The organism is Psychrobacter sp. TPE 89C, assembly GCF_055522395.1.
Genome location: NZ_JBVFXW010000008.1, coordinates 86,537 through 94,925, shown reverse-complemented (window position 1 = coordinate 94,925; position 8,389 = coordinate 86,537). Strand labels below are relative to the sequence as shown.

General features: G+C 44.2%; 5 protein-coding genes. 4 read left to right on the top strand and 1 reads right to left on the bottom strand.

What is annotated here, in order from left to right; genetic code table 11:
* The 4 genes from ACZW67_RS04600 to ACZW67_RS04585 all read left to right on the top strand — a co-directional run.
* On the top strand, window positions 1–192 hold a 192-nt coding region (locus ACZW67_RS04600; RefSeq protein ID WP_465182309.1), incomplete at its 5' end, for a hypothetical protein.
* Between the two features lie 115 nt (window positions 193–307).
* Complete coding sequence (locus tag ACZW67_RS04595; RefSeq protein ID WP_465182308.1) at window positions 308–1,066, top strand: hypothetical protein; 759 nt, start codon at window positions 308–310, stop codon at window positions 1,064–1,066.
* 36 nt (window positions 1,067–1,102) lie between these two features.
* The gene (locus tag ACZW67_RS04590) at window positions 1,103–1,723 is read left to right on the top strand and encodes a hypothetical protein (RefSeq protein ID WP_352257742.1); all 621 of its coding nucleotides are present in this window, start codon (window positions 1,103–1,105) and stop codon (window positions 1,721–1,723) included.
* A 34-nt stretch (window positions 1,724–1,757) separates the two neighbouring features.
* Window positions 1,758–5,054 carry a type I restriction endonuclease subunit R gene (locus ACZW67_RS04585; protein WP_465182307.1) on the top strand — a complete coding sequence of 1,099 codons (3,297 nt, stop codon included), beginning with the start codon at window positions 1,758–1,760 and terminating at the stop codon, window positions 5,052–5,054.
* A gap of 797 nt (window positions 5,055–5,851) precedes the next feature.
* Here ACZW67_RS04585 and ACZW67_RS04580 read toward each other — a convergent pair.
* Complete coding sequence (locus tag ACZW67_RS04580) at window positions 5,852–8,299, bottom strand: DUF927 domain-containing protein (protein WP_465182306.1); 2,448 nt, start codon at window positions 8,297–8,299, stop codon at window positions 5,852–5,854.
* Between the last annotated feature and the right edge of the window lie 90 nt (window positions 8,300–8,389).

Below are 8,389 nucleotides of genomic sequence, written 5' to 3'. Positions count from 1 at the left end.
ATCTATAACTTTGATGACTTAGCAAGTCTGAATATGATAAAAAAAGAAAAAAATTCTGATAGTAATAAAGTATATGTATCTAGTGATTTTAAGTCTTATCTTGAAAGGTATGAAAGATATCAATCCGATTACTATTCAATAGAAAGATTAAAAGAGTTAGATACTAGCTCAAACGATCAAGGATTATCCTAATAATGCCAGTCGTAGGGCGCATTCCATACACCTTTAATTTGACGATATTCGATTGACGCTTGAAAATCACCCTATAGGCTTCATGGCTATCAAAATAATTAAAGGGAATTAATTTATGAAAGCAATGACTGTAGCAGCCATAATTACCTCAATGGCAGCGACCACTATCACCCAAGCACAGACCTATCAATGGCAAGAGGATTTATGCGATATGCAAGGCGAGTTCGATAATAAAAAGTATAGCGCCAAGCAAATCGAGAACTCTCATTTCATGCTAAATAATCTAACGAGTAAGCAGCTAAATAGCTTTTCTTCTCCTATTTACCCTAGAGACATAAAAAAAATATCAAAATCAGACCTAGACGACTTAGATCAAGAGTATCAGTTGCGCAAGCGTAAGGTTGAGCAATTAGAAGTCGTGCCACAAGCGCAAACCTACAAGCGTGAACTTTTAAAGTCTATTGAAGCCGAATATGTCCATGATAAATTAACTATTTTGGCTTATCTAGATCCCATACAAGCGATGAGGTTGAGTCCGCCGATGTGTAAGCAGTATCTTGCGCCCTTTTTTAAAGACGAAACCGCTGTGCAGAATAAATGGCAAGAGTTCGTCGAAGAGCAAATTCAGGAGCAAACACTCTTTAGTAATGATGGCAGTAAATATTCACGCAATTTGACTACAGAGCGTTATCAGAGACAAAAAGCCAGCGATCCCGAAAACTATGCCAAAATCAACTTATTGACCTATGGATTTAGTAATTGCGTGAATGAACATATCTATCATGCTGACTCTGAAAAAGTCTTTGCCAATTATAATCAGCTGAATAAAACCATCTTTGGTAAGAGTTTAACTATGGTATGTGAAGAGCCGTAGGGGTTGATTAAGCTTGAAAAAAATATAGAGCTAAACATGAAAACGCAGAAAATAAGATATCGCAAAATAAGAGGCATCAACCGCCGTAAGCGTGCTATTGAGCAATGGGGTGATAATCGTAAGAGCCTTGATACTGAGCTGCTGAATCAAGAAAAAAGAGACTACGTTAAATTTCGGGTACAACCATGGTCGAGCTTGCCTTTAGGCGGTAGTATTTATCCTGAACCAACAGGCGACTGTGAATACCTACTGATTAAAAATCTGCAAAAAATCTACCAATTATGGCAATACACTTTAGAGAGTATGCAAACCTATTACTATCTGCAAATCTGGCTATATGAAGAATACATCAGTCGCTCACAAGTGGTTTGTGCGATAGAAGATTATAAAGACTTTTATATAAATACCTTTGAGCCAGTAGATGAACAGCCCCAAAAGGGTATTCAAAGCTCTATTCACTACAATGCAAACACCGCTAAGTACTTAGATGGCCATATCTGGCAGCTTAGTCGGCATATTGGCGCTTATGATATGACCGATGAATACGACATAGAAATACTGCAAGAGACTGACCCTAGCAAAATTATAAGAACAGAAGTTATCGAAGGTAGAGAGCATCAGATCGTTGAAATCAATAAAGTGTGGCTGATCTCATAAGCCACACTCATAACTTAATAATAAGAGTCAAACCATGACCCAGACCAATACTGCTATTAATGCGCAAAATGTCACCTACGAATCTGTCTTTCAAGCCGATATCGTCACTCAGATGCAAGCGCAAGGCTGGCAAGTAGGTCATGCCAGTGGCTATCAGGCAGAGACTGCACTATATGAGCAAGACGTTCTCGACTTTGTGCAGACGACCCAGCCAAAGGAGTGGGAAAAGTTTTGCCGTACCTTTCCTATCGATTCTGAGCGTCACTTTATCACCGCACTGGTTAAGCAGCTAAACAAGGCTGATGAACACTCAACCGATAGAGCCTCACGTACCTATGGCACATTGGGTGTATTACGTCATGGCCTAAAGATTCGTAACGCACGTTTTGACCTATGCCAGTTTAAGCCTGAGCACAGCCTTAATCCTGAGACCATGGCACGCTATGAGGCCAATATCTGCCGTGTGGTTCCTGAGGTGGTCTATAGCCCTCATACCAGCCTAAAGGATAGCACTGACGGTAAAGTCGCTAAGCGTAACCGTATCGATGTAGTGCTGTTCGTCAATGGCTTGCCCGTCACGACAATGGAGCTAAAGTCTGAGTTTAAGCAAGCGGTGCAAAATGCGATTACTCAGTATAAGAAGACACGCCTGCCTAAAGACCTTGATACCAAGAAACCTGAGCCGCTGCTGACATTTAAGCGCGGCGCACTGGTTCACTTCGCTGTCAGTCAGTATGAAGTCTATATGACCACGAGGCTGGCAGGAGACAGTACTTATTTCTTACCGTTTAACAAAGGCACAGCGGAAGGCGGCGCGGGTAATGATATCCCTAACGATCTCAGTCAATATGCCACCGACTATCTGTGGAATGAAGTGCTCACGCCAGAGAACCTGCTGGCAATCCTCGGCCACTTTATGCACTTGCAGATCGATGAGGAAGAGGACGCGATTGGCCGCAAGTCCAAAAAAGAAACCATGATGTTCCCGCGCTATCATCAGTGGGATGTGGTGACCAAACTGGTTAATGCAGCTATTACTGAAGGCACTGGTCAAAAGTACCTCATTCAACATAGTGCAGGCTCAGGTAAATCTAACTCTATCGCATGGACTGCCCATCAGCTATCCACCTTGTATAACAGCGACGGCGACAAGCAGTTTCATTCGGTCATTGTCATCACTGACCGTACCGTGCTCGATGACCAGTTGCAGGACACCATCTATCAGTTTGAACATGCCGATGGCGTGGTCGGTAAGATCAATAGAAAAGAAGGTGACGGCTCAAAGTCTGAGCAGCTTGCCAGTGCATTGGTCAATTCACAGCCGATCATTATCGTGACCATTCAAACTTTCCCGTTTGTACTCAAAGCCATTGAAGACTCAAGTGTGCTTAAGTCGCGCCGTTATGCCATCATTGCCGATGAAGCCCATTCCTCACAAACAGGCTCTACCGCACGCCAGCTCAAAGAAGTGTTGGTCTCAGGTGATATAGAGAACAGCAATACTGAGAATGATTCACCGCTATCTAGCGAAGACATATTGGATGCCACGCTTGCCGCCCGCCGTAGCAGTCCAAACCTCAGCTACTATGCCTTTACCGCCACGCCTAAGCCAAAAACCATTGAGCTATTCGGAAGGCTGCCCAATCCTGATTTGCCAGCATCTAAAGATAACCTGCCAGCCGCTTATCATGTCTATTCCATGCGCCAAGCGATTGAAGAAGGTTTTATCCTAGATGTGCTCAAGAACTACACCAACTATAAAGTGGTCTATCAGCTTAAGCAGAAGCTTGCCGCTGCTGATGATGAAGTCGATGCACGCCGTGCCAAAATTAAGCTGAATAACTGGGTGCGCTTGCATGAGCACAATATCGCCCAGAAGGTTAAGATCATAATTGAGCACTTTAACGACAATATTAAAGGCTTACTCGGCGGGCAAGCCAAAGCGATGGTCGTGACAGGCTCACGTAAAGAGGCGGTACGCTATAAGCTGGCCTTTGATAACTACATTGCTGAGTACGGTTATAGAAACATCAACGCCATGGTCGCGTTTTCAGGTGAAGTCACCTTTAACGATAATGACCCTGACAGCGGCGCATTACTTGGCGAGAAGTTCACCGAGCACAATATGAATATCGGGTTAAAAGGCCGCGATCTGCGTAAAGCCTTTGACAGTGATGACTATCAAGTGATGCTGGTCGCTAACAAGTTCCAGACAGGCTTTGACCAGCCCAAACTGTGCGCCATGTACGTGGATAAGAAACTGACGGGCGTGGACTGTGTACAGACGCTTTCACGGCTGAACCGTACATATAAGGGTAAAGCAGAGAGCGGTACGTTTGTGCTCGACTTCTTTAATGATCCTGACGATATTCTTGAAGCCTTCCAGCCATACTATGAGACCGCAACCTTAGCGGATGTGTCTGACCCTGATCAGGTGTTTGACCTTTACGAGAAACTGCGTGCCAGCGGTATTTTCTTATGGCATGAGGTAGAGCAGTTTGTTGAAGCGTTCTATAGCAAGAACAAGTCTAATGCCGCCATTAGTAATATCTGCAAGCCAGCGGTTGAGCGTTGGCAAAAACGCTATAAGCTGGCACGTGAGCAAGCACAGCATGCCAAAGTGATGCTAGAGCGTACCAAAGCGACGGGTGATGTAGTGCTGATGACCAATGCGGAGAATGACTACAAAGGCATTAAAACTGATCAAGATGCGCTGGAAATCTTTAAAAAGGATTTAGGCACTTTTACCCGCCAGTATGAGTTTATGTCGCAAATCGTGGACTATGACGACAAAGAGTTAGAGAAACTGAGCCTATACGCGCGTAACCTACAACCGCTATTACGTGAAAGCGTGGATAATGAAGAAAACGTTGATCTAAGTAACATCGTCATGAGCCATTACCGTGTCTCAATGCTGCACCAGCAAGACTTAAAACTACAAGAGGGCAAGTCTGAGTATCAACTAGATGGTGGCAGTGGAGCGGGAACGGCAACACCCAAGGACAAACAAGAAGCGCTGCTATCACAGATTATTGAACGATTGAACGAAGTTTTTGCTGGTGAGGACTTTACCGATAAAGATAAAGTGAACTTTATGAATACCATTTGGGATAAAGTCACGGAGAACGAGATCGTGGTCAAACAGTTCACCAATAACAGTGTCGATCAGATTATGCTGGGCGGTTATCCAAACGCTGCCGAAGACGCTATGTTTGATGCCAAAGGTACATTTGAAGACATGACCATGCATCTGCTGTCTAATCCGAATCAGTTTAAGCAGTTTATTCGATTGATGCTTGATACGAAGTTGGGTGGTGAGGCAACGATGTAGTATTTCAAATTGGTATATTCAACCTGAAAGCGATTGGTTTTAAGAGTCATTTTCTCGCTATAATCGTACCAAAGTGGTTCCATTTTTCCAGCTTTTTTTTGGTTCCAAAATTATTTCTGGTTCCGAGCTGAATCACTTTCCATGACTGGGCTAAGAGTGGTTTTTTATGTTGGAACCAAAGAGAAAACAGGCGTGTTTTGGTTCCAAATTTCCACAATTTGGCTGTTTTGGTTCCAATATTTTGTAGCGAATAATGTCACTTCACAGCAAAATTAATAGTACGGACATGCTGGCTAGTTGGCGTAATGTCGACATAATTATCAAATGAAACTGCTTCCATTTCGATGATTTTTTTTGCTTCCACAAGATTTTTTGCTTCCAAGCCAAACTGCCCTATATGATTGGTCTAAGCGTGGTTTTTTTATGTTGGAAGCAGTTTATTTTAGGGTCTTTTTGCTTCCACTTTTTTATGTTTATGCTATTTTTGCTTCCAATATTTTTCACTAATATCATTGGAGTACAAACAGTAAAAAAGGCAGACGATAAACGCCTACCTTTGATTATTTTTGCTGTAACCTAGTTTTTTGTATGGGACAGACGGGACAAGCGGGACAGCCCCCATAGTTATTAGCTTTCAGCCGTCCCGTTTATGTTTTTCACTACGGGACAGAACGGGACAAGATTGTTACAATATAACACCCTGTCCCGTTTGTCCCGTTTCCGTTTTTGCTTTCGGGACAGCTCTACCCCTTACTGTATAATGGCTGTCCCGTCTGTCCCGCTTGTCCCATCGGTTTTTAAGGTTCACAACAAAGTATGTTAGCAGTAACCGCGTAAACAGACGGGCGAACCTTGCCACTAAATAGAGTATTAGGGGTTTTATAAATTTTACGGTCACCCTGATTTGAAAGTAACAAGCCCGCTTCATCTAACACCTGCAATACTTTTCTTTTACTAAATGGCGCACATACGCTGTTGAAAGTTTCTTTAGAAAAATAATAGTCCCCTGTGTCCTCGTTGCGATAGCCCACACGGTTGGGTGTTCTTTCATCAAAGTTGGGGCGGGTGCCGGTGGTCTGGAAACAAGCCTGAAAACGACTTGATCCATGCTGTTCAATAAACGACTGAATATGTTTGATGATTTGGCGCTGCTCATGCTCACCATCACGCCCATAGTTATCAAGCCAATTATCTAAGCACGTCATAATGGCTGTGGTTGCTTGTCCTACTTGCCAGCCTGTGATGTCTGCCTGAGTTGCCATCTCGCCAGCGGTAGCCACAATAGCGAACCGTTTAGCCACTCTATGCGCTTGTGGAGCAAGGTCCGTGTATTGGCTCATAAAGTCATCTACCAACTGCTTGGCGGTGGCTGTGGTCGCTGCCTTGTCAGTGGTGATATGTTCAAGCCATGCTATGCCAGCCACACCATGATAAGCGTGTGATAGCTCGTTGATCCTATCGGCTTGCGCTGCGCCTGTTTTTGCCAGTACCAAACTATCAAACGTCTTTAAGCCTTTACCAGCATCAGCATCGATATGCGCCACTCGAACCTCAATACCTGCATTGGTTTTTTGCCCTGCTTGCGCCATGAAGTTTTGTAGCGACTCCTCACCATTAGACAAAAAGATAATGCGCCATGTTTTGGCTATGCGATTGTGCCCCGTGGTGGTACTACGTCCTTTACCTTGACCATTAGCCAGCATGTAAACGGTTTTGCCTACTATTTTTGGGTCACATTCGCTGATTTCATCGAGTGGCAGAAAACTGTCGTTATGCTCGCTGGCTGTGCCCTCCAGTGCGTTATCAGTGCTGCGCCATGTCTTAACATACCTGTCAGGGTTGCCCCATACACTAGCAGCCAATTTAAGCGACAATGACTTGCCCATGCTTGATGAACCTAAGAGATGAAAGCCGCCCCCGTCATCTTCTAATAACTCCAGTAATTGACCAGCGAACGCGCAAGCAATGGAGAAAACAAAACGGCTTTGTTCTGCTAGTGGTTTGCATAACTCATCACGCCACTGGGCTAGCTCTCCTTGCTGGGCTAGGGTGCTGTTAATACTATTTGCAGACTGATAGACAATAAGTTCTTTACCATCACCACCGATAGCGCCATTAGGTAAGATATATTGCTCACCGTCCCAGCCTAGTCTATCGACACACCGCGCGCGTTTGTAGATTGGATAATCTTGTAAGTAAGCGTCTAAGTAGCTGCGCTGTTTGGGGTTGGTAGTAATGTTCAAGCCTTGACTGGCTAATTCTTTGCGGTATTCACGGGCATCACCTTGCAATAAAGATAACGGCATTGCCCATTTATGCAGCTCGTTATCATCATCACGCCACTGTAATAACCGCCCCCATGTACCGCTGCTTATGTCTCGTGTCTTAGCGATAATCTCAATGGGTGAACAAACAAACGCCTTAAACTTAAAAGTAATGTTTGCTGGGTCATCATCGTTATACTTCACGAAAAACAGCCCATCGTGGTAAAGCTCAAAACGCCCATCACTGTAGGTCATCGGTTCATTCAGCTGGGGATCATCGCGCCATTCAGGATAATAGGCAGTATCTTGTAAATTTATTAGCTGGGTGTCATCAGCTGCCAGTATGGCTTCATAGCTGTCATGTTGCAGCATAGTGACGATATGAGCCACAGTAACCAATGCTCGAGCCCTCACACCTGCCAGCTGGTTCATCATGCCCTTATCATCAAGTGTCATCGGTACGGTAACAAGTGAACCGCTGCTCCAGTGCTGCACCATCTTTTTAAGGCATTGTTTTGTTTTATGAGGGCTAATGATGATCGTTTTATCACTAGCCATTAGGTGCATATAAACATCAATACCGCTATCAAGGTCATTAAAGGCTATCACCTCATTGGCTTTGTTAGTGTCACCAATGACGATAGCGCCATAACCCGTAGGATCAATGACAATCGGCTTTGCTTTGCTGTTTGGTGTGTAGAATACCGCGCCTACTGTATCGTCTTGTTTGTCGGTGATTGCTAGTGCTATCGTGCCAGCTGTCGCTTCGGTTTTGCCAATTTGTTCACCATGATATATAGTAGTGTCGTCTGTAGAAAATAGCAGCCGTTCAGGTTCTATCATGCTGCATAGCTTGGTTAAGAATTGATCGTTTGCCAGTTGTTCCTCTGTAGCTGGCTTGCAACCTTGTAAGAGAGTATGAGCGCCCATGTTGTCCGCATGGGCTTTTTTATTGTCTATCGTTTGTGGTGTGGTGGTCATCTAGTCCCCCTTGCTGGCGACTGATTCGGCTGGCATGTAGCTTGATATTTCTTGTAGTAGCTCTTACGCTTGGCATACTTACGGTTTTGC

Coding starts and splice junctions, on each gene's coding strand:
- ACZW67_RS04595 (WP_465182308.1), top strand. CDS start 308: ATGAAAGCAATGACTGTAGCAGCCATAATTACCTCAATGGCAGCGACC.
- ACZW67_RS04590 (WP_352257742.1), top strand. CDS start 1,103: ATGAAAACGCAGAAAATAAGATATCGCAAAATAAGAGGCATCAACCGC.
- ACZW67_RS04585 (WP_465182307.1), top strand. CDS start 1,758: ATGACCCAGACCAATACTGCTATTAATGCGCAAAATGTCACCTACGAA.
- ACZW67_RS04580 (WP_465182306.1), bottom strand. CDS start 8,299: ATGACCACCACACCACAAACGATAGACAATAAAAAAGCCCATGCGGAC.